Genomic DNA, 24,885 nt, shown 5'->3' with positions numbered 1-24,885 from the left:
GTCTCTGAAATTCAGCGGTTCGGCTGGGTTTCGATTTATTTTCGGGCAGCGGGCGCAGCAGGGGCGGCCGCCTCGGGCAGCGGCTTCATGTGCAGGCCGGAAAACCGGGCCACGATGTGCAGTTGCTGGCCGCCGCGCTGGGTGTCGTCCACCACTTTGATCTCGACCTTCTCCATGACCAGCAGGGTGGGCGACTGCGCCAGTGCGATCTGCAGGCGCGGCAACTGCTGGGGCACGCCGTTGAAGCGCGCCGTGAAGGACATGCGCGAGATGCTGCCCTTGGGTGCATCCGAGAAGTCCGAAAGGTCGATATTGTCGAAGTACAGCCCCTGCAGCAGCTTGGTCACCTGCTGCTGCATGGCGTTGACGGAGTCGGTGATGTCATTGGCCACGAACAGCTGCGCCTGCACGGGCGTGTAGCTGCCGCCTACCTGCTCGCTGTTGGCCTGCACCTTCTTGTCCAGGTCCAGGGTGGTCTGGTTGCTCTCCAGCAGGGTCTGCAGGTCGCTGGCCTGCTCGCGGTGCTCCAGATAGCCGGTGAGGCGCTGGTCCACGAGTGCGGCAATCAGCAGCAGCACGACGACGGGAAAGGCAAAGTACTTGATGCCGTGGGCGGCATGCACCCGCTTGAGATCGCGCTTCATCATGGTTGGGAGGCCCCCGATGCGGGTGGCTGTGCCGGTGCGGGAACAATGGGTTTGGGCGCTTCCTTGCGCGCCTGCAGGTGGATCTGCGGGGTGCTGGCGGCCAGGTATTCAGGCACGGGGAAGTCGGTCCAGGCGCCAAAGCCTGCGAGCGGCCGGTCCTGCAGCCATTTCACGCTTGCTTCATTGCCCTGGCCCGCCAGCGCTACCACGCCATTGTCGGAGCTGAAGTACTGCAAAGTGGCCGGAGGCGGCGGGAAATACGCAACCAATTGCGAGAACGGGCCCAATGCGGAGGGTGCTTCGCGCGCCGTGTTGACGGCCTGCACCGCATCGGCCATGCGCAGCGTGCGGGCCTTGAGCAGCTTGGCTGCCTCGACCTTGGGCAGGTCCTTGCGCACGCGGTCGCGGCCTTCCTCAATCTGGCGCACCAGGCGCCCGTCATGCCAGACCATGAGCGCCAGGCCCGCCAGGCCGGCGGCGCCCAGCCCCACGCTGAGCACCTTGAGCGCCTGCACCATGTCGTTGTGCGTGTGGCGCACGATGATGCCGCCCTGGTCCGAGCGCCAGAGCTTTTCGAGCAGGTCGCTGTGGGAGTCGGCTTGCAGCACATGGTGCTGGTAGTCGGCCCAGGTCTGTGGCTCGGCGGCGTAGCCCTTGGGCGTGGTCAGTTGCACCGGGCGGGCGGGTGCGGTGTAGGCCGGCGCGCCCAGGGCGGCCAGTTCCACCTGCAGGGTCTGGGCCAGGTGTTCGTGGGTGTCGCCCGCGTCGAGCACGCGGGTGCGCAGCATGGTGCCGTTGGCGCCATACACATGCAGGTACTGGTCCGAGGCATCGGCCTCGACCACGGTGCGCAGCGAGGCGGGTTGTTTGGCCGCCATGCGCTGGAACAGCTGGGCGCGGGCGTACAGCTCCACCAGGTCGAGGCGGCAGGCGCTGCTGATGCGCTCGATCTCGGTCACCCAGTCCTTGTGCATCCACATCAGCGAGGCGCCCTCGGCGCCGCCGAAGCTGTCCACCTGGGTGCGCGTGTCGCTGGCCGGGAAGGGCAGCGAGGGCGGGGCACCTGCGCCCTGCGTGCTGGGCGGCACGATGCCCAGGATGTCACCGGCCAGCACCCAGTGCGCGCGCGTGGCTGGCGGGATCTTCCAGCGCGTCACGCAGTCGGCCAGCTGCTGCTGCAGTTGCGACGAAAACCCGTCTCCCTCGGGCAGGGGCACCGAGAGCTCATGCGCACGCTTCCAGCCCAGCAGCCCGCGGTAGAAATGCAGGATGCACAGGCTGTGCGGTGAGAGGGAGAGCACGAGCTGGTGGCGCCAGCCGGCTGAGGGGGAAAAATTGCGCATCGGTTGAGGTTTCAATCTGATCGAGGTGTTCTTTTCGGGCTGCCTTCGGGTGTTCGGTCGGTCGCTGGGCTGGCAGGGGTCAGCGGGCGCTTACATCGACAACGGAATCCACCACGCTGTACTTTCCACCCTGCTGGACCAGGGTCGCCACCAGGGCCGCACCCGTGGGCCGGGGCCCCCCAAGGCGCAACCGCGCCTTGGCGGCCGTGGGCGGGCCCGCCATGTCGGCCGCGATCAGGCCCGTGCCGGCGGTCCACTGCTGGGCCAGAGCTGCCGTGATGGGGGTGCCCGAGCGGCGCATGGTGGCCAGCCGCTGCAGGTGGTCGTCCGTGAGATTGCCCAGGGTCCGCAGCAGCACGACGGGCGTTGTGTCCAGCCGCACCTTGCGGTTCTTGGTGCCTACCACCAGCAGGTCCTGCAAACCCACGGGAACCTGGGTCGTGCCGCCCCGCACCAAGCTGCGCGGTATCTCGTTCCAATCCGTCAATTCTCGCATGCTTGAAAATCCGGTCGTTCCGCGCGCGTCCATCACACGGTTCTTGAACTCCATGGTCAGCAGCGCCAGCTCGCGTGCACGCTCCGGGGCCGTGCCCAGCAGCGCAAACAGCCGCTCCCACTCCTGTGCTGTCAGGTCGTTGGCGTCGGGCAGGCCGCTGGCGTCCTGCAGCTCGACCGTGAACGGCTGGCGGCCCAGCGTGGCTTCGTAGCGGGCCGTGGGGGTGGTGCCGGCAGCGGCCGTTGCCGCCGTGCTGCGGGATGAGGGGGCCGTGCCTGGTGCCACGGCGGGCGGCGCACCCGGTTCGGGCAGGCGCCACAGCGGCCAGTTGCGGCGCACTTCTTCGGGCAAGGGCGGGTTGGCGCCCGCCACGGCCGAGGCAACGCCCAGTTGCAGGGCGGTGTACGCGGCGGCCGATTGCAGCACATAGCCTTCCTGCAGCGCTTCTTTTTCGCGGGCGAGCAACTGGGCGTCCAGTCGCAGCGAGACCGAGACGCCCAGCACCACCGTGGTCACCACTGCCATCAGGCCCAGCGCAAACAGCAGGATGTAGCCGCGCTCGGCCGCGCCCCGTCCCGCGCGGGCACGGCGCTGCAGGTGCCTGGTGGGCTGCAGGGGGCGGGCGGTCATGGCGCAGTCGCCTCGCCGCGTGCGCTGTACACCAGGGCGGGCATGTCATCGCGCACGCCCGACAGTCCCAGTCGCAGCAGGTCCGGTGGCTGGCGCAACTGCTCCCATTTGGCCAACCAGGTCGGGATGGGCTTGCCTTCGCGGTTGGGCATGCGGGTCAGGTATGAGAAGGCGCACATGCGCAGGCCCGAGGCCAGCACGCTGGTGTCCAGCAGCGTCGGGGCCGTTTGCCTGTTGTTGGTGGTGGCCACAGCCAGCGTCTTGACCCGGTGCACCAGCACCATGGTGCCGCCGCCTTCGGCGGTTTCGCAGGCGTATTCCACGCGCGCGATGGCCGGAGCCGCCCCGGGCGTGCCCATCACCGGGTGCAGGGTGTCGAACTCCAGCGTGGTGGCGCTGCCCTTGACGGCGATGCCACGGGTGGTCCATTCATGGCGCAGGATGCGCTCGGCGCCGCGCACTTCTTCGCGCGAGCGGGCGCGGTCGTTGTTGCGGCCATAGAAGTCGAGCGCGGTGGACATGGCCGAGGCGCCGATCACCGCCACCACGGCCGAGATGGCGAGCGCCACCATCAGCTCCAGCAGCGTAAAGCCGGTCTGGGTGCCTGCAAGGGGATGGCTGCGCTGGCTCCTCATGGCGTGGGCCGCACGGGGGTTTGCGGGTTCTGCGGGGTCGACGACGTGGGTGCCGCGCCGCCTGCCGCGCGCTCGCCCGGCGGGGGCGGTGCCAGGCGGTAGCTGTTCAGCCGGTAGACCTGCTGGTTGCCCTTGGGGCCCCAGAAAACCTCGACCTCCACCTCTTCGAGCTTTTGCCGGAAGGCGGGAATCCGCTCCTGCTGGGTGCGCGTGAGCGCCTCGAACGGGCGCAGGTGGATGCGGTAGCCGAAATCGGTGCCCGCATAGCCCTGGTCCACGGCGTCGTCGGCCACGCTGAAGGTGGGGCTCGCCAGCGCTTCGTCGAGCTTGGCCTGGGCCAGCGCCATGGCGGCCGTGTGGCCGTTGATCTTGTCGTCCAGGCGTGCCGTGCCCGAGATCGCTGTGAACGCGATCGCCAGGCCAAAGCCGATCAGCACCATGGCCACCAGCACCTCCAGCAGCGTGAAGCCGTGCTGCTCCTGCAGGGGGCGTGGCCGGGCCGGCAAGGGCTTACTGCTCGGTCGGCGCGGCATCTTTTCTTTCAATGCGCCCGCTGATGCGGGCCATGCGGAACTGCTGCTGCACGCCCGAGGGGGTGCGCACGAGGAAGGCCGCCTCCTGTGCGGTGCCATCGGGGTAGAACAGGAGTTGCAATGTTTCGTCTTCGGCACGGGTGGCCGTGGCTGCCGTGCGCGGGCGGGTGTCGGGGCTGGCGACGAAGCGGTAGCTGCCGGGCAGCTCCAGCACATTGCCGGCTGCCGTGGCGATGCGCCCCGAATCGAAGTAGAGCGTGGCCTCGACCGATGCGCCACTGAGCACGGCCCGGTTGCGCAGGCGCTTGAGCTCCTGCTGCGTCCGGTCGAGCCAGCGGCGCTCCTCGGCGCGGCCGGCCAACTGGTCCACCGAGACCATGGCCAGGCCCGTGCCGATGCCCACGAGCACCAGCACCAAGAGCAGTTCGAGCAGCGTAAACCCGGCGGACCTTTTCATCGCCGGGCCGCCCCAAGATGAAAAGCGACCCCCTCGGGGGGCAGCGACCCGCGCAGCGGCGGAGTGCGGGGGCACCATTTTTTCATGCGCAACCGCACTGGCTCCGGGATGGCTTATTCCCAGCTGCGGATGTCGGCGTCGTCGCCCGTGCCGCCTTCCTTGCCGTCGGCGCCCAGGGACGAGATCTCGTAGTCGCTCTTTTCGCCAGGCGAACGGTAGACGTAGCTGTTCCCCCAGGGGTCCTTGTCCACCTTCTTCTTGAGGTAGGGGCCACGCCAGCGGGCGGCCTCGGCCGCGTCGGCGGGTTTGTCCGACAGGGCGGCGATGCCCTGGTCGGTGCCCGGGTAGCGCGACATGTCCAGGCGGTAGGTGTCCATGGCGGCGCCCAGCATTTCGATCTGGGTGCGCGCGGCCTTGACCTTGGAGGCGTCGAGCTGGCCGAACAGGCGTGGGCCGACCAGCGAGGCCAAGAGGCCCAGGATGACCATGACGATCAGCAACTCGATCAGCGTGAAGCCGCCGGCGCGGCGCAGCGAGGGCTTGCGGGAAGGGATCTGGAAGGGGATATGCATTGAAAAAACCTACTTGCTACTTCACTTGTTCATTCACAGGGGCATGTCGTTGATCGAGAAGATGGCGGTCAGCATCGACACCACGATGGTGCCGATCAGCCCGCCCATCAGCAGGATCATCATGGGCTCGAACAGCGCCACCAGGTTGCGGGTGGCCTTCTGGATGTCTTTCTCATACTGGTCGGCCACCTTCACGAGCATGGCATCGAGCGCACCGGATTCCTCGCCCACTGCGGCCAGTTGGCCCAGCAGGCGTGGAAAGAACGGGTCCGCCCGCACCGGGCCCGACACGCCCTTGCCTTCCTGTACGGCGCGCACCAGCCGGTCGAGCGCCCGGCGCAAAGGGATGTGCTCGGTCAGCTCGCGCACGATGCGCATGCCGGTGAGTATCGGAACCCCGCTGGCCAATAGAGTTCCCCAGGTGCGGCAGACATGCGCCAGCTGGATCTTGAGCAGCAGGGGGCCGAGCACGGGCATGCGCAGCAGCAGCAGTTGCCAGCGCTCGCGCCATTTCTCGTCGCGCAGGGCCATCACGAAGCCGGTGAGGGCCAGCGCGATCACCGCCAGGATGTACAGGCCGTAGGTCTTCAGGAACTCGCCGGTGCCGATCAGCACGGCCGCCGCCATGGGCAGCTCCTGGTGCATGTCGGTGAAGATCTGGCCGAACTTGGGCAGCACGAACACCGTGAGCCCGAGCAGTGCGCTGACGCCGAAGAAGAACAGCAGCACCGGGTAGATGGACGAGGTGACCAGGAACGAGCGGAACTCGATGCTGCGCGTGTAGAACTCCACCAGCCGCTGCATCACCACGGGCAGCACGCCGCCTTCTTCGCCCGCGCGCACCATGTTCACGTACAGGCGCGGGAACACCGAGGGGTGGCGCATGAAGGCATCGCCCAGGGAGTTGCCTTTTTCCACATCGACCACCACGGCCTGCATCACGCCGCGAAAGAAGGGCTGCTCGATGCTGCTCTGGCAGATGTGAAGCGCCCGGTCCAGCGGCAGGCCGGCATCGAGCAAAGTAAGCAGTTGCTCCGTCATGGCCAGCACATGCTTGATGCCTACGCGCTTGCTGCCGCCGCCGAGCGAGGCCGTCCAGGAAATGCCACTTGCGGCCGGCTTCGCGTCGGCCGCGAGCGGCAGGTGCTGGGCGGTGTCGGCAGGCAGCGGGCTGCCGCTGTCGACCAGGGGCGGCTGGCTGGCGCCCGCTGCACTGGGGCGGGGTCTCACGTCATCTCCTGGCGGGTGACGCGCGCCAGCTCTTCCAGCGTGGTCACGCCGGCCAGCACCTTGCTGATGCCGTCTGCCCGCATGGTGCGCACACCCTGCTCGATGGCCTTGCGGCGCACACCTTCGGCGGGCAGCTTCTGGATGATGGCTTCCTTGATCGCGGTGGTCATGGGCAGCATTTCATAGATGCCCGTGCGCCCGATGTAGCCCGACTGGCCGCAGTGGTGGCAGCCCTTGCCGTGGAACAGCTCGGTCACCTGGTGCGCCTGCACGCCTTCTTCGGCCAGGAACAAGAGGTCGGCCGAGGTAGGCGTGGTGCCCTCCCGGCAGTGCGGGCAGATCATGCGCACCAGGCGCTGCGCCACGATGAGCACCACCGAGGAGGCGATGAGGTAGCTTTCCACCCCCATCTCCATGAGCCGGTGGGGTGCGCCGAACGAGTCGTTGGTGTGCAAGGTCGAGAACACCAAATGGCCCGTGAGGGCGGACTGGATCGAGATCTCGGCCGTTTCGCGGTCGCGGATTTCGCCGACCATGATGATGTCCGGGTCCTGCCGCACGATGGAGCGCAACGCGCTCGCAAACGTCAGGTCGATCTGCGACTTCACCTGGATCTGGTTGATGCCGTCGATCTGGTACTCGACCGGGTCTTCCACGGTGATGATCTTGTTGCCCGGCAGGTTCACCTTGCCCAGCGAGGCGTACAGCGTGCTGGTCTTGCCGCTGCCGGTGGGGCCGGTCACGAGGATCATGCCGTGCGGCTGCACGATGGCGGCCTCCAGCATGGCCAGCGCCTCGGCGTTCAGGCCGAGCGAGTCCATGCCCATCATGCCGGGGCCCTGGTCCAAGAGGCGGATGACCATGCTTTCGCCGTACACCGTGGGCACGGTGGAGACGCGCATGTCGATCTGGCGGCCGCCGACTTCCATCTTCATGCGGCCGTCCTGGGGCAGGCGGCGCTCGGCGATGTTCATCTTGGCGCGCAGCTTCAGGTGCGAGATGGACGCCATGTACATGCGCCGGGGCGGCGACTCGGCGTCGAACAGCACGCCGTCGATGCGGTAGCGCACGCGGAACTTCTGCTGCGAGACTTCCAGGTGCAAATCCGATGCCCGGCTTTCCACCGCGCGCAGCAGTAGCGACTGCACCAGGCGCACCACGGGGGCGTCTTCGGCCAGGGCCTTCAGGGTTTCGAGGTCGTCGTCCTGGTTGTCGGAGCCCGAGGCGTTCTCGTCGTCAAAGGCGGCCAGGTTGGCGTTTTCGGGCCGGTAGATCTGGTCCAGGCCGGAGTGGATCCACATGCGCGGGGCCAAGTGCAGGCGCGTGGGCACGCTGAAGAACTGCTTCAGGGCATCGAGTGCCGCCAACTGCACCGGCACGCTGGAGGCGATGTGCACCACCTCGTCCGACACCGAGAACGGCAGCAGCGAGTTGGAACGCAGGAAGGCCGGCGACAGCCCTTCGATGGGGGCCACGTCCTGCAGCGCATGCGTCATGGTGTTGAGCAGCGGCACCTTCAGGTTGCGCGCGAACTGGGCCAGAAGCTCTGCTTCCTGGTTGCCGGCGTCATCGGTGCCGATGGGGAGACTGCTCATAGTTGCTGTGGGAATGGCCGGTTCGGCACGGGGAACTTGGGGTGAAAAGGGGTTTGCCAGCGGCCCAAGGCATGTGGCATGGGCGCTGCGCGACCCGTCCAGCCACGGGCTGGGGGCGTTCTGGCACCACCCGGCATTGTAGTTTGTTCGCCTTTCCCGGGGCACCCCCTGCATGGGTGGGCTTGTGCTGGGGCGCGTAACAAAGACGAGTTCCTGTTAATGGGGTCAAATAGCCAGAGGGTCCACATCCACCAGCCAGCGGATCAGCCCCTTGTGGGCCGGATCGCTGCGCGTGGCCTGCATCACCGGCTGCCAAGTAGCCAGAAAACGCTGCAGGGCGGCCCGACTCGGGCTTTCCAGCAGCATCTGGGCGCGCTCCACGTTGGCGATGCGCTGGATGGTCAGCGGCACCGGCGGGTACAGGGTGACATGGTTCAGCCCCGGCAGGCCATGCTCCCGGGCGGCGGCGCTGGCGGCGGTCAGGAAGCCCTGGGCCACCTCCTGGGTGCGGGCGTCGGCGCGCACCAGGGCCTGGTAAGCGAAGGGCGGCATGCCCGCCTCCTGGCGCTCCTGGAGCTGCTGGGCGGCGAAGGCAGGGTAGTCGTGCGTGCGCAGCGCCTCGAACACGGCGTGCTGGGGGTGAAAGCTCTGTACCCACATCTCGCAGGCGGCGCCGCCCTGGGCGGCCATGTAGGCTGCGTCGCGCCCGGCGCGCCCGCCCGCCTGCATCAGCAGGGCAAAAAGGCGCTCGGCCGCACGGAAGTCGCTGGAGAACAGCGCGCCGTCGGGCTGCACCGCCGCCACCAGGGTGATGCGGCGAAAGTCGTGGCCCTTGGCGATCATCTGCGTGCCCACCAGCACATCGACTTCGCCCGAGTGCACCTGCGCCAGCTGGCTCTCTAGTGCGCCCTTGGCCTTGGTGGTGTCGGCGTCGATGCGGGCGATGCGCGCAGGCGAACCGTCGGGGCGCAGCACCTCGGACAGCAGGCCGCCCAGTTGCTCCTCCAACTGCTCGGTGCCCCGGCCCATGGACAGGATGTCGGGGCTGCCGCAGGTGGGGCAGTGGCGCGGCACGCGCACCGTGTAGCCGCAGTGGTGGCAGCGCAGGGTGCGGTCGGTCTTGTGGAACACCTGGTGCGCGCTGCAGTGGGGGCAGTCGCTCTTCCAGCCGCAGTCGGCGCAGTGCAGCACGGGTGCGTAGCCGCGGCGGTTGAGCAAAATCATGCTCTGCTCACCGCGCTGCACCCGCTCGGTGATGGCGGCCAGCAAGGGGGCGGTGAACACCGCGCGCCGGGGCTGCTGGTTCATGTCCACCCGGCGCACGCGCGGCAGTTGCCCCGCGCCGATGCGGCTGGGCATGTGCAGGCGCAGGTAGCGGCCGCCCTCCGGGTCTTCCGCGGTGGGCGGGCGGCTGGCGTACCAGCTTTCCAGTGAGGGCGTGGCCGAACCCAGCAGCACCTTGGCTCCCTGCTCGCGCCCGCGCCACACGGCCAGGTCGCGTGCGGAGTAGCGGGCACCTTCCTGCTGCTTGTAGCTGGGGTCATGCTCCTCGTCCACGATGATCAGGCGCAGCCCGGGCAGGCTGGCGAACACCGCCATGCGTGTGCCCAGCACGATGCGCGCGGTGCCGCTGTGGGCGGCCAGCCAGCTCTTGAGGCGCTGCGGATTGGTCATGCCGCTGTGCAGCGAGACCACGGCCTGGGCGCCGAAACGGGGCGCGAAGCGGGCGGTGAAGCGCTCTTCGAGCTGGGGGGTGAGGTTGATCTCGGGCACCATCACCAGGGCCTGGGCGCTAGGGTCGGCGTCCAGCACCTCCTGCACGCAGCGCAGGTAGACCTCGGTCTTGCCGCTGCCGGTGCTGCCGAACAGCACGAACGGGCCTTTTTTGGCGGCGATATGCGCGCGCGCGCTTTCCTGCTCGGGCGTCAGGGCCACGGTGGGCAGGTCCTGGCTGGTGTCACCAACGGGCGCGGCCGGGCGGCGCAGGCGCCGGGCCAGTTGCTCCGGTCCCAGGTCGCGCAGCTGTGGCGGCAGGGCCGCCAGGGCCACCTCGCCCAGCGAGCGCTGGTAGTAGCGTGCCGCAAACCCCACCAGGCGGCGCCAGGGCGCATCGAGCGGCGCCACGCCGGCCAGCACCCCGGCAATGGCGCGCATGGTGGCGCCCTCGGGCAACTCGCCCGTGGCTTCGTCGCTGTCCCAGACCACGCCCAGCACCTCGCGCGTGCCAAACGGCACCCGCACCAGCGTGCCCGGCGGCAGGGCCTCGGGGCTGGCGTAGCTCAGCAGCTCCCCCACGCCGCTGTGCGAGGGCGCGTGCAGGGCCACATGGACGATGGTGGTGGGGGGCAAGGTCAAGGGATCAGGGGGCGCGGCGACCGCGCAGGAGCGGCAAGGCAACCGGGAATCGTACGCGAATCCTCCAGCTCGCCGGGCGCACGGGCGGCCTGCGCAGCTTGCGTGCGCTAGTTCATGTTCTGTGGCGATGTGGGCGCCAAGTGCATGATCGCGCTGCGTTTTTCCAGTCATCCCACAATTCTGTGGATAACTTTGTTGACATCCTGTCTTCACCACGGCCCAGGCCGCATGGATACTGGGCCTGAACAGATTGCCTGTTAATCCGGCAGCGTCAAAAAATCCATATGAATCAATCATCTGAAGATTTTCTGGGCGATTTTTTGTGTTAGCGGCATAGACCCAATTTTTGCTGCGCCGCATCACGTTTTGTGTGCATAAGTGCAGTTGGCTCGGTTCGTCAAGAGGGCATTTAGGGTACTTTCTGTGCTAGCCAGCAAGGTGGATGTCCACTGATTTCTGCGATGTCGCACGCAAGTGCTTGATTTATCAAGGGTTTCCCGAGAAGTTCAGGAAATCTGTGGATAACTTTGTTGATATCTCCTGCATGCAGACCGCCAGCCCTTGAAAAACCGTGCTTTTGCTAGGTTGCCTGCCAAAAGTGCAACCGGTGGATGCCTATACAAATCAAGCACTTGCGACACGGCGAAAATAAAGTGCTGCCGTGGAAACCGCGCGATAGAATTTTTCAAGGATGGGCTGTCGGTGTGCACAACCCTGGCTATTCCTGGTCCTGGAATGGCTTTTCTGACAGCCTTTTCTACCCAAATCAGTAAGCATGCGGAGGCCAGCGGCATTTTCGGCCGGCGCACCCCACAGTGAAGGCGCAGGGCGGGGCGGATCACCCGGCCGGCGGTTCCGACGCGCTCTGGCAAGTCATCCCGGGATTTTGTGGATAACTTTGTTGACATCCTGTCTCCATGGCTCCGCAAACCGCATGGATGCTGGGCTCCAACAGAATGCCTGTCAAAGTGGCAGGGTCAAAAAATCCATATGAATCAATCATCTGAGGATTTCTGCAGCGCTTTCTTGTGCTAGGGCAATGCCTGCGGTTTTTGCTGCGCCGCATCACGTTTTGTGTGCATAAGTGCATTGGGCCCGGTTCGTCAAGGGGAGGTTGGCCCCGGTTTTTATGCTGGCGCTGCAGGGCGACATGCAGCGTTTTCTGTCATTTCGGCTGCAAGTGCTTGATTTCACGGGGTTTTCATAAGAAATCCAGAAATTCTGTGGATAACTTTGTTGATATCCCCGGTGTTTGGCCTGCCGACCATTGAAAAACCGTGCTTCCGGTAGATTGCCCAGCAAAAGTGCATCCGGTGAATGCCTATACAAATCAAGCACTTGCATCAGTGCGAAAAAAAAGGGCCGTCACGCAGACGGCCCGATTGATTTTTTCGCAGATGCACCGCTGGTGTGCACAACCCAGGCTATTCCCGGCGCTGGAGGGCGGCTTTTCAGCCTCCGGCGCGCTGGCTGCGGGAATACTGGTGCACGGTCTCGACCAGCGCCGCCACATGCTCGGGCGGGGTGAACTGGCTGATGCCGTGCCCGAGGTTGAAGATGTGCGTGGGCCCGGTGCTGCTGCGGTCGGTGTGCGGCGTGCCGAAGCTGTCGAGCACCCGGCGCGCCTGCGCGGCGATCTGCTCGGGTGGGGCAAACAGCACATTGGGGTCGATATTGCCCTGCAGGGCCTTGCCCGGGCCGCCCACGGCGCCGCCCACCAGGGCACGCGCGCGCGCCAGGTTCGCCGTCCAGTCCAGGCCCAGCACCTCGCAGTCCAGCGGCTTCATGTCTTCCAGCCACAGGGCGCCGCCCTTGGTGAAGACCAGGCGGGGCACGTCGGTACCGTCCACGCCGGTGCGCTTGAGCTGTGCCAGCACCCGCGTCGTGTAGGCCAGGCTGAACTCCTGGAAGGCGCCGTCGGCCAGCACACCACCCCAGCTGTCGAAAATCATCACCGCCTGGGCGCCTGCATCGATCTGCGCGTTCAGATAGGCGGCCACGGCATCGGCATTGGTGGCGAGGATGCGGTGCATCAGGTCGGGGCGCGAATACATCAGGCTTTTCACCATGCGGTAGTCGTCGCTGCCCTTGCCTTCGACCATGTAGCAGGCCAGCGTCCAGGGGCTGCCCGAAAAACCGATCAGCGGCACGCGGCCGTTCAGTGCCTTGCGGATGCTGGTGACGGCGTCGAACACGTAGCGCAGCTTGTCCATGTCAGGTACGGCCAGTGCGTCCACGGCGGCCTCATCGCGTACCACCTTGGCAAAGCGCGGGCCCTCGCCTTCGGCGAACGACAGGCCCAGGCCCATGGCGTCGGGCACGGTGAGGATGTCGCTGAACAGGATGGCCGCGTCGAGCGTGAAGCGGGCCAAAGGCTGCAGCGTCACCTCGGTCGCGTAGTCCACATTGGTGGCCAGGCCCATGAAGCTGCCGGCCTTGGCGCGGGTGGCCTTGTACTCGGGCAGGTAGCGGCCCGCCTGGCGCATCAGCCACAGGGGGGTGTAGTCGGTAGCCTGGCGGCGGCAGGCGCGCAGGAAGGTGTCGTTGGAAAGGGGGGCGAAGCTCATGCCCCGATTGTCGCAGGGCGCGTGGAGGGCTACCGTTCAGCGATGTAATGGGACATGCGTGCCACCTCGCCGGGCGCCAGGTAGGCGCGCACCTCGGTCTCCAGCGCCTGGTCGGCCATGGTGGCGCGGGCGCGCTGGTGCAGGTAGTCGGCCCAGGACTCGACGATGAAGCGCTCCACATAGCGCGAGGGCTCGCCCAGATCCTTGTAGACGCGCCAGAAGGTGGCGCCGTCGCGCCGGCGTGGCGCCTTCATGCGGCTGATGGTGTCCAGGAAGTCGGCGTCGTTGCCCGGCGCGATGCGGTAGCCCACTTCCACAGCCACCGGGCCGGCTTCGGGCAGGGGCTCGGCCTCGATGAAGAGTTCGTCCCAGGGGGTGGCCTGCGTCACCTCGTGCAGGGCGCCCATGCGCAGCGGCATGGGGCGCGCCAGCAGCAGGCCGGCGCCCATGATGGCGGCGGCGACGCAGAGGGTGGGCGCGAGGCCGACGATGTCCGACGCCGCACCCCAGAAGGCCGAGCCCATGGCGAAGGCGCCCAGCGCCGCCACCATGTGCATGGCCACCGCACGCGAGCGCACCCAGGGCGGTGCGCTGGCCTGGGTGGCGGTGTTGAAGGTGGACATGGCCGACATCCAGGCCGCGCCCCCCAGCACCATGGCCAGGTACACCACCCAGGCGGTATGTGAGAACGCCGCCACCAGCATGGCCCCGGCGAACACCAGGCAGGCCACGTTGACGATGGCATCCAGGCTGAAGCGGGCGCGCAGCTTGCCGATGACCAGGCCCACGGCCACGGCGCCGGTGCCCAGGCAGCCCATGAGCAGCCCGAAGCCCTGGGCGCCCGTGCCCAGCTGGCGCTGGGCGATCACGGGCAGCAGGGCCCAGAGGGCCGAGCCCGCCGCGCTGTACGCCATCACGCGCACCAGCTGCGCCAGGATCATGCGCGAATGCCAGGCAAAGCGCAGGCCGCTCAGGGTGCCGCCCCACAGGCGCTCGGCCGGCAGCCGCGTCGGGGCATGCGGGCGCGGGGGCCAGCGGCGGATGGATTCCCACATCACCACGGTGGTGCACGCCGCCACGGCGAACACCCAGCCTGCCCCCAGTTGCGCGAACACCAGCCCCGCCAGCGTGGGGCCCACGGCGCGCGCTGCGTTGTAGGCAATGCTCACGGCGGTGATGGCCTGCGGCCATTCCTCGCGCGGCACCGGGTCGATGACCGAGGAGTTCCAGGCCGGCGTGAGCACGGCCGTGCAGCAGCCGCACACGAACACCAGGAACAGCACCGACGCCGGCCCGCCCCAGCCCATAAGCACCAGCAGGGCCAGCAGGCTACAGGCACCGATCTGCGCCAGCAGCGCGCCGGAGATCAGCCGGCGACGGTCCGTGGTGTCGGCCAGCACGCCTGCCGGCAGCGCCAGCAGGAACATGGGCATGAACACGGCGGTCTGCACCAGTGCGGCCAGGAAGGAGGAGCCCGTGAGTTCCACCATCAGCCAGGCGGCCGCCATGGTCTGCATGCCGCTGCCGATGAAGAACACCCCGCCGCACAGCCACAAGCCCCTGAATGCAGGTTGGCGCAGGGGGCTCCAGAGCGAGGTGGATGTGGACATGGATGCGGAGTGGGATTCTTATATAGAGGAGGTGCGCGCTGCACCTGTGGTCACAGGATAGCGTTACCAGCCGCCTTTGGCGTGGCACAACCCTTCGATTGCCTGTACATCGGCCAATGAATTGGCCTATTCGATGTGCCGCCCGCCCCTGAGCCGGTAGGTGCGCGGCACATCGGTGCGGGTGGCCACCAGGGCCTCGGCCTGGCGCTGCAGGTGGGCCAGGCTGGCATCGAGCGCCTCGACCGCGCTCGCATCCAGCCCGGCCAGCAGGCCCTGGTTGAGCGCCTTGATCTGTGGGAACAGGGCATCGTGCACCGCCTGGCCTGCCGGGGTGAGCGAAAGTACGGCCTGGCGCCGGTCGCCCGGCATGGCATCGCGGGTGATGAGTTTCTTGGCCAGCAGCGAGGTGATGGCGCGTGACGTGCGCGCGCGATCCAGCCCCAGGCGCAGGGCCAGCTCGGCCGGCGGCATGCCCGGGTGCTCGGCCAGCCACATCAACAGCCCCCACTCCCGGCGCGTGATGCCGTAGCCGCCCTCGCACAGGCGCACCACCAGGCTGCCGGCCACGGCCAGCAGGCGGTTCAGGCGGTACATCAGGAGGTGCTGGGCCGCCTCGGGGTCGGCCAGCCGGGGCGGGGTGGCGGGTTCGGGCATCAGGGTATGTCCGGGCATCGGTTGTTTAGATCAATCGATTGTGGGCCTTCTACAGTGCGGCTATCTTCTTTTGGAGCACCGCCATGTGGAAACCCCTCGTCTCCTTACTCACTGCCGCGCTCGCGCTGTCGGCCTGCCTGGCCCAGGCACAGGAGGCGCCGCTGCGCATCATCGTCGGCTATGCCCCTGGCGGCTCCAGCGACCGCGTGGCCCGCATCGTGGCCGACAAGCTGCAGGCCAAGCTCGGCTCGCCCGTGATCGTGGAGAACCGCACCGGTGCCGGTGGCCGCCTCTCGGCCCAGGCCGTCAAGAGCGCGCCGGCCAACCAGCCCGCGCTGCTGCTGGCCAACCCGGCCGTGATGCTGGTGGCGCCGCTGGTCTTCCCCGATGCGGGCTATGACGCCGAGCGCGACTTCCGCCCCGTGAGCCATGTCAACAGCTACGAGTTCGGCGTGGCCGTCTCCAGCGCCGTGCCCGTGCGCGAGCTGCCGCACCTGATCGCCTGGCTGCGTGCCAATCCCGACAAGGCCAATTTCGGCGTGCCCGCCACCGGCAGCCTGCCGCACTTCTTCGGCCTCATGGTGGGCGATGCCGCCAAGGTCAATGCCGAAGTGATCGGCTACCGCGGTTCGGCGCCGCTGCTCAACGACCTGATCGGTGGCCAGGTACCCGTGGCCTTCGACACCTTCGACACCCTGCTGCCCCAGCACGAGGCGGGCAAGATCCGCATCCTGGCCGTTTCCAGTGCCAAGCGCAGCCCGCTGGACACCAAGATCCCGACCTTCAAGGAAGGCGGCATGGACCTGGCCGCCACGGGCTGGAACACCTTCTTCGCGCCGATGAGCATGCCCAAGGCCCAGGCCGAGCGCCTGGCCGGCCTGATCCACGAGGTCATGAAGGACCCTGACACCCGCCGCAAGTTCGAGGCCGCCAAGATGGAGCCCGTGGCCAGCAGCATGGCGCAGACCGAGGCCATGCTCAAGGCCTACCGTGCGCAATGGGCCCCCGTGGTGCAACGCTCCGGCTTCAAACCCTGATCGCCATGCAGCAAAAGCGCCCCAACATCCTCTTCATCGTCGCTGACGACCTGGGCTATGCCGACCTGGGCTGCTACGGCGGGCGCGAGGCCGCCTTTGGCCCGGTCTCGCCCGTGCTCGACGGCCTGGCCGCGCAGGGCCTCAAGCTCACGCAGGGCTATTCCAACTCCCCCGTGTGCTCGCCCACGCGCTTTGCGCTGATGACCGCGCGCTACCAGTACCGCCTGCGCGGTGCGGCCGAAGAGCCCATCAACAGCAAGAGCCGGGGCAGCACCACGCTGGGCCTGCCGCCCTCGCACCCCACGCTGCCCTCGCTGCTGCGCGCGGGCGGCTACTGCACGGCGCTCATGGGCAAGTGGCACCTCGGCTACCCGCCGGCCTTCGGGCCGCTGCAGTCGGGCTACGAGGAGTTCTTCGGCCCCATGTCGGGCGGGGTGGACTACTTCACGCACTGCAGCTCTGCCGGGCAGCACGACCTGTACCTGGGGGAGGAGGAGGCGCAGCAGGACGGCTACCTCACCGACCTGATCACCGACCATGCGCTGGATTTTGTGGAGCGCATGGCGCCCGGCGCCCAGGCGGGCACGCCGTTCTTCCTGAGCCTGCACTACACAGCGCCGCACTGGCCCTGGGAAACACGCGACGATGCTGCGCTGGCCGATGAGGTGCGGCAGAACCTGTTCCACCTGCACGGCGGCAACATCGAAACCTACCGCCGCATGATCCACCACATGGACGAGGGCATCGGCCGCATCATGGAATCGCTGGTCCGCCACGGCATCGATCGCGACACGCTGGTGGTCTTCACCAGCGACAACGGCGGCGAGCGCTTCTCGGACAACTGGCCCCTGGTGGGCGGCAAGATGGACCTGACCGAGGGCGGCATCCGCGTGCCGTGGATCGCCCACTGGCCTGCCGTGATCGCGCCGGGCGGCGAGAGCGTGCACAGCTGCATGACCATGGACTGGTCCGCGACGATGCTCGACGCGGCCGGCGTGGCCGCCGATGCGGATTACCCGCTCGACGGCACTTCGCTCATGCCGCTGCTGCGCGATGCCGACTGGGAGTGCGAGCGCCCGCTGTTCTGGCGCATGAACCACCGCGGCCAGCGCGCCATGCGCGAAGGCCAGTGGAAGTACCTGCGCGTGGACGGCAACGACTACCTGTTCAACCTGGCCGATGACGAGCGCGAGCGCGCCAACCGCGCCCAGGTGGACCCTGGGCGCCTGGCCGCGATGCGCGCGGCATGGGAGGCGTGGAACGCCACCATGCCGGCCATACCGGAGGACGCGACGGTCAGCCTTGGCTATTCCATCAAGGACATGCCGCAACGCTGACGCTGCTTACCTGGTGGCTGAGGCAGCCGGCGCAGCCACATGCTCGCGCCGCTGCACGATCACGAAGCGGTCGGCCACGAAGGCCAGGCTGGTGTACGTGGCGTTGGCCGCCGGGTTGCCGCCCGTGGCGTGGTAGTCCGAGAACGATGCGGACTGGTTCACGAACACCCCCTGCGTGAGGTTGATGGACAGGGCCACGCGCGTGCGCCGGCCCAGGGCCACTGCGGCATCGATGTAGCTGCGGTCCGTGGAGTACACGCCCAGGGTCAGTGCGCCGTGCGTGCGCAGCGTGGCCTCGGCCACCTGCAGGCAGGCCGCGCCCGAATCGGTGGCCACCAGGTAGGACACGGGGCCGAAGCATTCCTCACCATAGATGGCGCTGTCGGCCTGGTCCAGCGCCACGATCACCGGCGTGTGGATCTGCGCGCTGGCGAACTCGGGGTGGGGCAGGGCCCGCGAGCCCAGCACCAGACGGCCCTTGCTGCTCGCCCGCTGCATGCGCGCCACGGTCTCGGGCGAGCCCACGGCGCCCAGCACCGAGGTTGCCACGCGCGGGTTCGAGGCCAGCTCGGTCACCGCAGCCGCCAGGTCCTCGCCCACCTGCTCGAAGCTCTTGTGCCCGTCGTCGGTGGCGATGCCGCCGCGCGGCACCAGGATGTTCTGTGTGGTGGTGCACATCTGGCCGCTGTACAGCGACAGCGTGAACGCCAGGTTGCGCAGCAGGGCCGCGTACTGGTCGGTTGATTCGATGATGACGGTGTTCACCCCGGCCATCTCGGCATACACGCGCGCCTGCCGGGCGTTGTCGATGAGCCAGTGGCCGAACTGGTTGCTGCCCGTGAAGTCGATGCTGGCCACCGCGCTGTGCGTGGCCAGGGCCTGCGTGTCTTCGGCGCGGGGGCTCAGGGCCAGCGTCACGGTGTTCGGGTCCAGCCCCTGCTCGGCCAGCACCTCGCGCAGGATGTTCACCGAGATCGCGGCGGGCAGCACCGCGTTGGGATGCGGCTTGACGATGACCGGGTTGCCCGTGGCCAGCGCCGCGAACAGGCCGGGGTAGGTGTTCCAGGTGGGGAAGGTCGCGCAACCGATCACCAGGGCCACGCCACGCCCCACGATCTCGTAGTGCTTTTGCATCACCAGCGAGGGGTTCTTGCCCTGGGGCTTGTCCCACAGCGCCTCGCCGGGCACGTCGGCCATGGCTTTCCAGGCGTAGGCAATGGCTTCGAGCGCGCGGTCCTGCGCATGCGGGCCGCCGGCCTGGAAGGCCATCATCGGGCCCTGGCCGGTGGTCAGCATCACGGCATGCGCGATCTCGTGGCTGCGGCGGTGGATGCGCATGAGCGCCTCCAGCAGAACGCCCACGCGGCCCTGCGCGCCCAGCGCCTGCCAGGCCGGTTCGGCGGCCTGGGCCGCGGCCACCAGCGCGAGCACGTCGCAATCGGGGTAGCGCACGTCCAGCGCCACGCCATAGGGCGAGCGCTCCGTGGCCAGCCGGCCCCGCTCGCCGGGCTGCAGCAGCGGGAAATCCTTGCCCAGCAAGGCGGCCACGGCCGCCTGGCCATCGGCCTGGCCGGTCTCGCCATAGACCTTGGGCGAAGGCGATTCGGGGAAGGGCGTCCAGTGGCCGCGCGTGGCCAGGGCACCGAGGGCTCCGTCCAGCAGGGCGCGGTGGGTATCGAACAGGGGCATGTATTTGTCTCCGTTTAGGGTTTGCCCTGAGGGGTTTGACTTGCATCAGGGTTGTGGAAAGTTTATTCTCTACCGAACGGTCGGTCAATAATGTTTGCGATCGGTCAACACACGATTTCCCCACCTTGATAGGCAGGAGCATCCATGTCTGAACCTTTGGTCCTCGTGACGCAGTCGGGCGCCGTGCAAACGCTGGCGCTCAACCGGCCTGCCGCGCTCAACAGCTTCACGGCCGAACTGCATGCGCAGTTGCTGGCCGCGCTGGAGGCAGCCGCTGCCAACGCCGAGGTGCGTTGCGTGGTGCTCACGGGCACGGGCCGTGCCTTCTGCGCGGGGCAGGACCTGGCCGACCCGGCTGTGGCGCCCGACCTCACGCCCGGTGCCGCCCCCAAGGACCTGGGCGGGGTGATCGACAAGCTCTACGGCCCGCTGTGCCAGCGCATCCGCAGCATGCCGATCCCGGTCATCGCCGCCGTCAACGGCGTGGCTGCGGGCGCCGGGGCCAACCTGGCGCTGGGCTGCGACCTGGTGCTGGCCGCGCGCTCGGCCAGCTTCATCCAGGCCTTTACCAAGATCGGCCTGGTGCCCGACACCGGCGGCACCTGGCTGCTGCCGCGCCTGGTGGGCCGCGCCCAGGCCCTGGGCCTGGCGCTGCTGGGCGACAAGCTGCCCGCGCCCGAGGCCGAACGCCTGGGCCTGATCTGGCGCTGCGTGGACGATGCGGCCCTGCAGGACGAGGCCCAGACCCTGGCCCAGCGCCTGGCCGCCATGCCGGTGAAGGCACTGGTGGCCACGCGCAACGCGATGGACGCCGCTGCGCAGATGGACTTCGGCCAGGCCCTGGCGCACGAGGCGGCCGTGCAGCGCACGCTGGGTGCATCCGCCGACTACCGCGAGGGCGTCGAGGCCTTTATCGGCAAGCGCGCCCCCGTGTTCAAAGACCGCTGAGTACCCCATGGATTCCACCACTTCCACGCTCGACCCCCAGGCCATCGCCGAGCATGTGCGCAGCGGCATGCTGGCCAACGACCGTGCCACGCAGGGCCTGGGCATCGCCATCACGGCCATCGGCCCGGGGCAGGCCACGCTCGAGATGACCGTGCGTGCCGACATGCTCAACGGCTTCGATATCTGCCACGGCGGCTTCATCACCACGCTGGCCGATTCGGCCTTCGCCTTCTCGTGCAATGCGCGCAACGAGATGACCGTGGCCTCGGGCCTGTCCATCGACTTCCTGGCGCCCGCACGCGAGGGCGACCGCCTCACGGCCGAGGCCCGCGAGGTCTCGCTGGCCGGCCGCACCGGCGTGTACGACGTGAATGTGCGCAACCAGCGCGGCGAGGCGATTGCCGTATTCCGCGGCCGCTCGTACTGCATGAAGGGCAAGCCCACCGTGCCGCTGGATGCCGCCGGCCGCTGACCCCCCATACCTAGATAGACCCACAGGAGACATCCATGGCCGTGCGCCAACCTGCCCCAGGCGACCTGGAGCCCATCGAAACCGCCAGCCGCGATGAAGTCCAGGCCCTGCAACTGCAGCGCCTGCGCTGGACGCTGCAGCACGCTTACGACAACGTGGCGCACTACCGGCGCGCCTTCGATGCCAAGGGCGTGCACCCGTCCGATCTGAAGCAGCTGTCCGACCTGTCGAAGTTTCCCTTTACGGTGAAGAAGGACCTGCGCGACAACTACCCCTTCGGCATGTTCGCCGTGCCGCGCGAGCAGGTGTCGCGCATCCATGCCTCCTCGGGCACCACGGGCAAGCCCACGGTGGTGGGCTATACGCGCAAGGACATCGACACCTGGGCCGACCTGGTGGCGCGCTCGATCCGCGCTGCGGGTGGGCGCGCCGGCGACCTGATCCACGTGGCCTACGGCTACGGCCTGTTCACGGGCGGCCTGGGCGCGCACTACGGCGCCGAGCGCGCCGGCTGCACGGTGATCCCCATGTCGGGCGGCCAGACCGAAAAGCAGGTGCAGCTGATCCGCGACTTCGCGCCCAGCATCATCATGGTCACGCCTTCGTACATGCAGGTCATCAACGAAGAGTTCGTGCGCCAGGGGCTGGACCCGCGTGAGAGCTCGCTCAAGATCGGCATCTTCGGCGCCGAGCCCTGGACCGAGGCCATGCGCCGCGAGATCGAGACAAAGTCGGGCATCGACGCGGTGGACATCTACGGCCTGTCCGAGGTGATGGGCCCTGGGGTGGCCAGTGAATGCATTGAGAGCAAGGACGGCCCGGTGGTCTGGGAAGACCATTTCTACCCCGAGATCGTCGACCCCGAAACCGGCGAGGTGCTGCCCGACGGCCAGGAGGGCGAACTGGTCTTCACCTCGCTGAGCAAGGAGGCACTGCCCATGATCCGCTACCGCACGCGCGACCTCACGCGCCTCTTGCCGCCCACCTCGCGCGCGTTCCGGCGCATGGGCAAGATCGTCGGCCGTTCGGACGACATGCTCATCATCCGCGGGGTGAACGTGTTCCCCACGCAGATCGAAGAGATCGTGCTGCAGAACGAGAAGCTCTCGGGTCAGTACCAGATCCTCGTGGCGCGCGACGGCAACCTCGACCAGGTGACCGTGCGCTGCGAGCTGCAGCCCGGCGTGGCCGACGGCGAGCGCCCGGACCTTACCGGCTGGGTGCAGCACCGCATAAAGACCCTGGTGGGCATCACCTGCCAGGTCGAGGTGCTGGCCACCGATTCCATCGAACGCACGCTGGTGGGCAAGGCCCGCCGCGTGATCGACCAGCGCGCCCGCTGAGCGGCGCCCCCCCCCCCCCGAAAGGACACCACCATGTACACGCAGGCAATGGACACCATGGGCAAGGACGGCGGCGACGCCAAGGCCCTGCGCAGCGCTGAAGAGATGCAGCGCCAGGAAGCGTTCGATGCGCGCATCGACGCGGGCGAATTCATCGAGGCCAAGGACTGGATGCCCGACCACTACCGCAAGACGCTGCTGCGCCAGATCAGCCAGCATGCGCACTCGGAAATCGTCGGCATGCTGCCCGAGGGCAACTGGATCTCGCGCGCGCCGACGCTCAAGCGCAAGGCCATCCTGCTGGCCAAGGTGCAGGACGAGGGCGGCCACGGCCTGTACCTGTATGCCGCAGCCGAGACCCTGGGCACCTCGCGCGACCAGATGATCGACGCGCTGCACACCGGCCGCGCCAAGTACAGCTCGATCTTCAACTACCCCACGCTGACCTGGGCCGACATGGGCACCATCGGCTGGCTGGTCGATGGCGCTGCCATCATGAACCAGGTGCCGATCTGCCGCTGCTCTTACGCGCCGTATGCGCGCGCCATGGTGCGCATCTGCCGTGAAGAGAGTTTTCACCAGCGCCAGGGCTACGACGCGCTGCTGACCATGATGCAGCAGGGCACCGACGCCCAGCGCGCCATGGTGCAGGACGCCGTGAACCGCTGGTGGTGGCCCTCCATCATGATGTTCGGTCCGCCCGACGACCAGTCGCCCAACTCCGCGCAGTCCATGCGATGGGGCATCAAGCGCGTCTCCAACGACACCCTGCGCCAGAAGTTCATCGACGCCACGGTCGAGCAGGCCCAGTTGCTCGGCGTCACCCTGCCCGATCCCGACCTGAAGTGGAACGAGGAGCGCCAGGCGCACGACTACGGCGCCATCGACTGGAGCGAGTTCTGGCGTGTGATCGGCGGCGACGGCCCCTGCAACGAAGAGCGCCTGGGCGCGCGCGTCAAGGCCTGGGACGACGGTGCCTGGGTGCGCGAAGCCGCCCTGGCCCATGCCGCCAAGCACGCACCGGTTCGCGCCGCTGCCTGAGCCTTCCCAATTCGAGATACCCCATGACGATCCCATCCACCCCCTCCACCCCTGCTGCCGATCCCGCCATGGCCACCGAATGGCCGCTGTGGGAAGTGTTCGTGCGCAGCAAGGCCGGCCTCGACCACAAGCACTGCGGCAGCCTGCATGCGGCCGACCCGCGCATGGCCATCCAGCTGGCGCGCGACGTCTACACCCGCCGCCAGGAAGGCACCAGCGTCTGGGTCGTGCGCTCCGACCAGATCGTGGCCAGCGACCCGGGCGAGAAGGCCATGTACTTCGATCCCGCGCAGGACAAGGTCTACCGCCACCCCACCTTCTACGTGCTGCCCGAGTCCGTGGACCACATGTGAGAGCGACCGCCATGCAAGCCACCAGCATCCACACCAGCCAGGACCCGGCCGTGCAGTACCTGCTGCGCATCGGCGATACCTGCCTGATCCTGGGCCAGCGCCTGTCCGAATGGTGCGGCCACGGCCCCGTGCTCGAAGAAGACATCGCCCTGGCGAACATGGCGCTGGACCTGGTGGGCCAGGCGCGCGCGCTGCTCACGCGGGCCGGCCAGATCGAAGGCCGCGGCCATGACGAAGACCAGCTGGCCTTCCTGCGCGACGAGCGCGACTACGTGAACGTGACCCTGGTGGAGCTGCCGCGCGGCGACTTCGCCTTCACCATGGTGCGCAACACCATGGTCGCCACCCTGCTCAAGCTGCTGTGGGAGCGCCTGGCCAGCTCCAGCGACACCGAACTGGCCGCCATCGCCGGCAAGGCCCTCAAGGAGGCGCGTTACCACCAGCAGCACTGCGCCGACTGGGTGGTGCGCCTGGGCGATGGAACGGCCGAGTCGCGCCGCCGCACCGAGGCCGCCCTGGCTTCGCTGTGGCGCTACACGCCCGAACTGTTCGCCTCCGATGCGGTCGAGGACGCTGCCCATGCCGCAGGCCTGGGCCCGCGCTGGGCCGACGTGCAGGGCGCCTGGACGGACGAGATGGCGCAGGTCCTCGCCGCCGCCAGCCTGGCCACGCCCAAGGAGTCGGCGTTTCGCAGCACCGGCAAGCAGGGGGTGCACAGCGAGCACATGGGTTTCATTCTGGCCGAGATGCAGCACCTGCAGCGCAGCTTCCCCGGGGGCGTGTGGTGATGATGGCCGAGGCCATTGCTCGCCCGGAAGCCGCCGACGCGCGCATTGCGCGGGCGTGGGAGGTGCTCGCCAACGTGCCCGACCCCGAGGTGCCCGCAGTCTCCGTGTGCGACCTGGGCATCGTGCGCGACGTGCGTCTGGCGGGTGAGGGCCTGGAGATCGTGCTCACTCCCACCTATTCGGGCTGCCCGGCCACCGAGGTGATCGAGCACGACGTGCTCGCGGCCATCGACGCCGCCGGCCTGGGCCCGGCCCACGCCACCCTGCAGCGCGCCCCCGCCTGGACCACCGACTGGATCACCGAGCAGGGGCGTGCGCGCCTGCTGGCCTATGGCATCGCGCCGCCCGGCCCGCTGCCGCCGGGCACCGAGGTGCCGCTGCGCTTCATGCCCCGCGCCAACGCCGTTGCGCCAGCGCTGGCCTGCCCGCGCTGCGGCAGCCCGCAAACCGAGCGCCTGTCCGCGTTCGGCTCCACGGCCTGCAAGGCGCTGTACCGCTGCATGGCCTGCCGCGAGCCCTTCGAGCACTTCAAGCCGCTGTGAAGACCCTTTTC

General features: G+C 68.1%; 23 protein-coding genes. 9 read left to right on the top strand and 14 right to left on the bottom strand.

From position 1 onward, the window contains the following. Positions 1 to 35: 35 nt before the first annotated feature. The 13 genes from QYL93_RS16040 to QYL93_RS15980 all read right to left on the bottom strand — a co-directional run bounded on the left by QYL93_RS16040 (position 36) and on the right by QYL93_RS15980 (position 15,324). Entirely contained in the window at positions 36 to 647 is a 612-nt protein-coding gene (locus tag QYL93_RS16040; RefSeq protein ID WP_305744574.1) for a hypothetical protein, read from the bottom strand. Next, complete coding sequence (locus QYL93_RS16035; protein WP_305744573.1) at positions 644 to 1,990, bottom strand: hypothetical protein; 1,347 nt, start codon at positions 1,988 to 1,990, stop codon at positions 644 to 646. Before QYL93_RS16035 ends, QYL93_RS16040 begins: the two co-directional genes overlap by 4 nt. A 79-nt stretch (positions 1,991 to 2,069) precedes the next feature. After that, on the bottom strand, positions 2,070 to 3,116 hold the full coding sequence (locus QYL93_RS16030; RefSeq protein WP_305744572.1) for a hypothetical protein: 1,047 nt from the start codon (positions 3,114 to 3,116) through the stop codon (positions 2,070 to 2,072). After that, a complete protein-coding gene (locus QYL93_RS16025; RefSeq protein WP_305744571.1) occupies positions 3,113 to 3,751 on the bottom strand; it encodes a type II secretion system protein J in 639 nt (212 codons plus the stop codon). Before QYL93_RS16025 ends, QYL93_RS16030 begins: the two co-directional genes overlap by 4 nt. Then, positions 3,748 to 4,257, bottom strand: a complete 510-nt coding sequence (locus QYL93_RS16020) for a prepilin-type N-terminal cleavage/methylation domain-containing protein (RefSeq protein ID WP_305744570.1) — start codon at positions 4,255 to 4,257, stop codon at positions 3,748 to 3,750. Before QYL93_RS16020 ends, QYL93_RS16025 begins: the two co-directional genes overlap by 4 nt. Before the next feature lie 4 nt (positions 4,258 to 4,261). Beyond that, a complete protein-coding gene (locus tag QYL93_RS16015) occupies positions 4,262 to 4,741 on the bottom strand; it encodes a prepilin-type N-terminal cleavage/methylation domain-containing protein (RefSeq protein WP_305744569.1) in 480 nt (159 codons plus the stop codon). A gap of 113 nt (positions 4,742 to 4,854) precedes the next feature. Next, positions 4,855 to 5,313, bottom strand: coding sequence for a type II secretion system major pseudopilin GspG (gene gspG, locus QYL93_RS16010; protein ID WP_305744568.1), 459 nt, complete (start codon positions 5,311 to 5,313; stop codon positions 4,855 to 4,857). A 33-nt stretch (positions 5,314 to 5,346) separates the two neighbouring features. Then, positions 5,347 to 6,543 carry a type II secretion system F family protein gene (locus tag QYL93_RS16005; RefSeq protein WP_305744567.1) on the bottom strand — a complete coding sequence of 399 codons (1,197 nt, stop codon included), beginning with the start codon at positions 6,541 to 6,543 and terminating at the stop codon, positions 5,347 to 5,349. Continuing rightward, entirely contained in the window at positions 6,540 to 8,138 is a 1,599-nt protein-coding gene (locus QYL93_RS16000) for a GspE/PulE family protein (protein ID WP_305744566.1), read from the bottom strand. The genes QYL93_RS16005 and QYL93_RS16000 overlap by 4 nt, the downstream gene beginning before the upstream one ends. Before the next feature lie 225 nt (positions 8,139 to 8,363). After that, positions 8,364 to 10,493, bottom strand: a complete 2,130-nt coding sequence (priA, locus tag QYL93_RS15995) for a primosomal protein N' (RefSeq protein WP_370876983.1) — start codon at positions 10,491 to 10,493, stop codon at positions 8,364 to 8,366. 1,451 nt (positions 10,494 to 11,944) lie between these two features. After that, a complete protein-coding gene (gene hemE, locus QYL93_RS15990; RefSeq protein ID WP_305744564.1) occupies positions 11,945 to 13,060 on the bottom strand; it encodes a uroporphyrinogen decarboxylase in 1,116 nt (371 codons plus the stop codon). A gap of 29 nt (positions 13,061 to 13,089) precedes the next feature. After that, complete coding sequence (locus tag QYL93_RS15985; protein ID WP_179683230.1) at positions 13,090 to 14,670, bottom strand: MFS transporter; 1,581 nt, start codon at positions 14,668 to 14,670, stop codon at positions 13,090 to 13,092. A 126-nt stretch (positions 14,671 to 14,796) separates the two neighbouring features. Further along, a complete protein-coding gene (locus QYL93_RS15980; protein WP_305744563.1) occupies positions 14,797 to 15,324 on the bottom strand; it encodes a MarR family winged helix-turn-helix transcriptional regulator in 528 nt (175 codons plus the stop codon). An 83-nt stretch (positions 15,325 to 15,407) separates the two neighbouring features. Here QYL93_RS15980 and QYL93_RS15975 point away from each other — a divergent pair, with 83 nt between their 5' ends. Continuing rightward, positions 15,408 to 16,361 (top strand): tripartite tricarboxylate transporter substrate-binding protein, encoded by a 954-nt coding sequence (locus QYL93_RS15975; RefSeq protein WP_305744562.1) that lies wholly within the window; start codon positions 15,408 to 15,410, stop codon positions 16,359 to 16,361. 5 nt (positions 16,362 to 16,366) lie between these two features. Next, entirely contained in the window at positions 16,367 to 17,698 is a 1,332-nt protein-coding gene (locus tag QYL93_RS15970; RefSeq protein WP_305744561.1) for a sulfatase, read from the top strand. A gap of 6 nt (positions 17,699 to 17,704) precedes the next feature. Here the strand turns inward: QYL93_RS15970 and paaN are convergent, their stop codons facing one another. Further along, positions 17,705 to 19,387: a phenylacetic acid degradation protein PaaN gene (gene paaN, locus QYL93_RS15965; protein ID WP_305744560.1), complete on the bottom strand. Its 1,683-nt coding sequence runs from the start codon at positions 19,385 to 19,387 to the stop codon at positions 17,705 to 17,707. A 144-nt stretch (positions 19,388 to 19,531) separates the two neighbouring features. Between paaN and QYL93_RS15960 the strand changes: the two genes are divergently transcribed. Genes QYL93_RS15960 through paaD form a run of 7 tightly spaced genes read left to right on the top strand, consistent with a single transcriptional unit; the run spans position 19,532 to position 24,874 of the window. Then, complete coding sequence (locus tag QYL93_RS15960) at positions 19,532 to 20,335, top strand: enoyl-CoA hydratase-related protein (protein ID WP_305744559.1); 804 nt, start codon at positions 19,532 to 19,534, stop codon at positions 20,333 to 20,335. Positions 20,336 to 20,342: 7 nt separating this feature from the next. Next, positions 20,343 to 20,807 (top strand): hydroxyphenylacetyl-CoA thioesterase PaaI, encoded by a 465-nt coding sequence (gene paaI / locus QYL93_RS15955; RefSeq protein ID WP_305744558.1) that lies wholly within the window; start codon positions 20,343 to 20,345, stop codon positions 20,805 to 20,807. Between the two features lie 35 nt (positions 20,808 to 20,842). Further along, positions 20,843 to 22,150, top strand: coding sequence for a phenylacetate--CoA ligase PaaK (paaK, locus tag QYL93_RS15950; RefSeq protein ID WP_305744557.1), 1,308 nt, complete (start codon positions 20,843 to 20,845; stop codon positions 22,148 to 22,150). Between the two features lie 33 nt (positions 22,151 to 22,183). Next, positions 22,184 to 23,191: a 1,2-phenylacetyl-CoA epoxidase subunit PaaA gene (paaA, locus tag QYL93_RS15945; RefSeq protein WP_305744556.1), complete on the top strand. Its 1,008-nt coding sequence runs from the start codon at positions 22,184 to 22,186 to the stop codon at positions 23,189 to 23,191. Between the two features lie 23 nt (positions 23,192 to 23,214). Next, positions 23,215 to 23,544 (top strand): 1,2-phenylacetyl-CoA epoxidase subunit PaaB, encoded by a 330-nt coding sequence (gene paaB / locus QYL93_RS15940; protein WP_305744555.1) that lies wholly within the window; start codon positions 23,215 to 23,217, stop codon positions 23,542 to 23,544. 11 nt (positions 23,545 to 23,555) lie between these two features. Beyond that, a complete protein-coding gene (gene paaC / locus QYL93_RS15935) occupies positions 23,556 to 24,332 on the top strand; it encodes a 1,2-phenylacetyl-CoA epoxidase subunit PaaC (RefSeq protein WP_305744554.1) in 777 nt (258 codons plus the stop codon). Further along, positions 24,332 to 24,874, top strand: a complete 543-nt coding sequence (paaD, locus tag QYL93_RS15930; RefSeq protein WP_305744553.1) for a 1,2-phenylacetyl-CoA epoxidase subunit PaaD — start codon at positions 24,332 to 24,334, stop codon at positions 24,872 to 24,874. Before paaC ends, paaD begins: the two co-directional genes overlap by 1 nt. Positions 24,875 to 24,885 lie beyond the last annotated feature (11 nt).

It is taken from the genome of Acidovorax sp. A1169 (genome assembly GCF_030704685.1).
Classification (GTDB): domain Bacteria; phylum Pseudomonadota; class Gammaproteobacteria; order Burkholderiales; family Burkholderiaceae_C; genus Acidovorax.
The sequence above is the reverse complement of the archived record's forward strand: the minus strand, read 5'-3'. Positions and strand labels throughout refer to the sequence as shown.

Excerpts from the sequence above, each read along its gene's own strand:
- QYL93_RS16040 (WP_305744574.1), bottom strand. The coding sequence starts at position 647 with ATGATGAAGCGCGATCTCAAGCGGGTGCATGCCGCCCACGGCATCAAG.
- QYL93_RS16035 (WP_305744573.1), bottom strand. The coding sequence starts at position 1,990 with ATGCGCAATTTTTCCCCCTCAGCCGGCTGGCGCCACCAGCTCGTGCTC.
- QYL93_RS16030 (WP_305744572.1), bottom strand. The coding sequence starts at position 3,116 with ATGACCGCCCGCCCCCTGCAGCCCACCAGGCACCTGCAGCGCCGTGCC.
- QYL93_RS16025 (WP_305744571.1), bottom strand. The coding sequence starts at position 3,751 with ATGAGGAGCCAGCGCAGCCATCCCCTTGCAGGCACCCAGACCGGCTTT.
- QYL93_RS16015 (WP_305744569.1), bottom strand. The coding sequence starts at position 4,741 with ATGAAAAGGTCCGCCGGGTTTACGCTGCTCGAACTGCTCTTGGTGCTG.
- gspG (WP_305744568.1), bottom strand. The coding sequence starts at position 5,313 with ATGCATATCCCCTTCCAGATCCCTTCCCGCAAGCCCTCGCTGCGCCGC.
- QYL93_RS16000 (WP_305744566.1), bottom strand. The coding sequence starts at position 8,138 with ATGAGCAGTCTCCCCATCGGCACCGATGACGCCGGCAACCAGGAAGCA.
- hemE (WP_305744564.1), bottom strand. The coding sequence starts at position 13,060 with ATGAGCTTCGCCCCCCTTTCCAACGACACCTTCCTGCGCGCCTGCCGC.
- QYL93_RS15985 (WP_179683230.1), bottom strand. The coding sequence starts at position 14,670 with ATGTCCACATCCACCTCGCTCTGGAGCCCCCTGCGCCAACCTGCATTC.
- QYL93_RS15980 (WP_305744563.1), bottom strand. The coding sequence starts at position 15,324 with ATGCCCGAACCCGCCACCCCGCCCCGGCTGGCCGACCCCGAGGCGGCC.
- QYL93_RS15975 (WP_305744562.1), top strand. The coding sequence starts at position 15,408 with ATGTGGAAACCCCTCGTCTCCTTACTCACTGCCGCGCTCGCGCTGTCG.
- QYL93_RS15970 (WP_305744561.1), top strand. The coding sequence starts at position 16,367 with ATGCAGCAAAAGCGCCCCAACATCCTCTTCATCGTCGCTGACGACCTG.
- paaN (WP_305744560.1), bottom strand. The coding sequence starts at position 19,387 with ATGCCCCTGTTCGATACCCACCGCGCCCTGCTGGACGGAGCCCTCGGT.
- QYL93_RS15960 (WP_305744559.1), top strand. The coding sequence starts at position 19,532 with ATGTCTGAACCTTTGGTCCTCGTGACGCAGTCGGGCGCCGTGCAAACG.
- paaI (WP_305744558.1), top strand. The coding sequence starts at position 20,343 with ATGGATTCCACCACTTCCACGCTCGACCCCCAGGCCATCGCCGAGCAT.
- paaK (WP_305744557.1), top strand. The coding sequence starts at position 20,843 with ATGGCCGTGCGCCAACCTGCCCCAGGCGACCTGGAGCCCATCGAAACC.
- paaA (WP_305744556.1), top strand. The coding sequence starts at position 22,184 with ATGTACACGCAGGCAATGGACACCATGGGCAAGGACGGCGGCGACGCC.
- paaB (WP_305744555.1), top strand. The coding sequence starts at position 23,215 with ATGACGATCCCATCCACCCCCTCCACCCCTGCTGCCGATCCCGCCATG.
- paaC (WP_305744554.1), top strand. The coding sequence starts at position 23,556 with ATGCAAGCCACCAGCATCCACACCAGCCAGGACCCGGCCGTGCAGTAC.
- paaD (WP_305744553.1), top strand. The coding sequence starts at position 24,332 with ATGATGGCCGAGGCCATTGCTCGCCCGGAAGCCGCCGACGCGCGCATT.